2 protein-coding genes and 1 pseudogene are annotated in these 814 nt (G+C 42.6%); all 3 read right to left on the bottom strand.

Going from position 1 to position 814, the window contains the following annotated elements; all coding sequences use genetic code 11:
• Positions 1-369, bottom strand: a 369-nt coding sequence (locus tag A3762_RS00860; RefSeq protein WP_068753668.1) for a DUF6691 family protein, incomplete at its 3' end; no start/stop codon positions are given.
• Between the two features lie 2 nt (positions 370-371).
• On the bottom strand, positions 372-650 hold the full coding sequence (locus tag A3762_RS28730) for a YeeE/YedE family protein (RefSeq protein WP_369820649.1): 279 nt from the start codon (positions 648-650) through the stop codon (positions 372-374).
• Positions 623-814, bottom strand: a pseudogene (locus A3762_RS28725) (hypothetical protein); the annotation flags it as partial. The pseudogene A3762_RS28725 and the gene A3762_RS28730, both read right to left, overlap by 28 nt.

Here is an 814-nt window from a genome sequence, read left to right as displayed (position 1 = left end):
CATTGTGACGACAAATATTATCGAATTCATATCCCCGTAAGCCAAAGACGAAATCGCCGATCCCGGGCAATATCCGTATAAGGCCCAACCAATACCAAACAATATCGCGCCACCAATAAGTCTTTTATCGATAATCGTTTTCGATGGTAAGTGTAAATCTTCGTCAAAAACTGGACGAGGCTTATTCTTCATATACTGATAAACAGGGAAGCTCACTAGCAATCCTCCTCCCATTACGAACATCAGCGTAATATCCCATGCACCGAACAAATCTAAGAATCCAATAACTTTTTGCGTATCTGTCATCCCAGATAAAGCCAAACCAGCACCAAATAAAATGCCAGCAAACAAACCAACTAAATTTTTCATGCTTAAGCTCCCATCACGTGACGTACGATAAATACTGTAACAAAACCCGCAGCCATAAACGTATAGGTCGCAATAATCGAGCATTTAGATAAGCGCGCCATACCGCATATTCCGTGACCACTGGTACAGCCTGAACCAACCTTGATTCCAAACCCCACCAATAAGCCCGCTACAATTGCTAGAGTAATAGAGCCTTCTGGAGCATCAGGTATCGGTAAACCTCCAAATTGATGAACAATAATTGGACCTAGCACTAGGCCAACCAAAAACAAATTTGCCATAAATCGTCACTAACGTCGCCTTTCAATAGCCCCGTCATTGTCGAAAACAAAACACCTGACACGCCCGTTATTCGTCCTAGCAAAACTAATAAAACAGCTGCAGCAGCACCAATTAATGACCCACCTTCCAAGGCAGGAATATACGCTTCCATAAAACACCACAA

Source organism: Oleiphilus sp. HI0125, assembly GCF_001635355.1.
This window is presented reverse-complemented; position numbering and strand designations above follow the sequence as displayed.